Origin of the sequence: Streptomyces sp. 13-12-16 (assembly GCF_002114215.1) — a bacterium.
Classification (GTDB): Bacteria; Actinomycetota; Actinomycetes; order Streptomycetales; family Streptomycetaceae; genus Streptomyces.
This window is the reverse complement of the sequence record NZ_NCTE01000894.1, coordinates 1-899: the sequence shown is the minus strand read 5'-3', so window position 1 is coordinate 899 and position 899 is coordinate 1. Positions and strand designations below refer to the sequence as shown.

Sequence of the window (899 nt, the reverse complement as noted above, 5' to 3'; positions counted from 1 at the left end):
TGGCCAGCGCCCAGACCGGCAAGCCGCCGGTCTCGATCTCCATGCCCGACCTCCCCAACGTGGGTTCCCTCATCTCCGACGAGGAAACCCCCGAGGGATCGGCCACCCCCCTCAGCACCCTCGGCATGACCGCCGCCGACACCGAGCAGGGCACCGCCGGCGCCGGTGAGGCGCTGCGCACCCGGATCATGGCCCAGGTCGAGCAGCAGCAGAGCCAGGCCGAGACCAAGGCCGCCGCGGAGGCCGTCGCCGCCGCCGAGAAGCAGGCCGCCGAGGCCGCCGCCAAGGCGGAGAAGGAGGCCAAGGCCAAGGCCGAGGCCGCCAAGAAGAAGGCGGAGGAGGAGGCCGCGAAGAAGGCCGAGGCCGAGCGCCTCGCCGAGCTGGCCAAGCAGTACACGCTGCCGACCTCCTCGTACACCCTCTCCTCGACCTTCGGCCAGGCCGGCGCCTACTGGTCCTCCGGCTACCACACCGGCCTCGACTTCGCCGCCCCCACGGGCACGCTGATCAAGGCCGTCCACACCGGCACGATCACCTCCGCCGGCTGGGACGGCTCCTACGGCTACAAGACCGTGCTCACGCTCGACGACGGCACCGAGATCTGGTACGCCCACCAGTCCTCCATCAGCGTCAGCGTCGGCCAGAAGGTCAACACCGGCGATGTGATCGGCCGCGTCGGCTCCACCGGCAACTCCACCGGCGCCCACCTCCACCTGGAGGTCCACTCCGGCGGCTCCGGCTCGGGCATCGACCCGATGGCGTGGCTGCAGGGCAAGGGCCTCACCCCCTGAACCCCGCCGTTCGCGAACCCCGGCAGTCCCGACGGCGACCCCCCGACGTCAGGGCTGCCGGTCAGGTGTTTCCGGGGGAGGTGCGGGGCCGTCAGGGCCGGTGGGCGT

General features: G+C 72.2%; 1 protein-coding gene. It reads left to right on the top strand.

Going from position 1 to position 899, the window contains the following annotated elements; all coding sequences use genetic code 11:
- Positions 1-791, top strand: a 791-nt coding sequence (locus B7767_RS31390; RefSeq protein ID WP_179167361.1) for a M23 family metallopeptidase, incomplete at its 5' end; no start/stop codon positions are given.
- Positions 792-899: the final 108 nt, after the last annotated feature.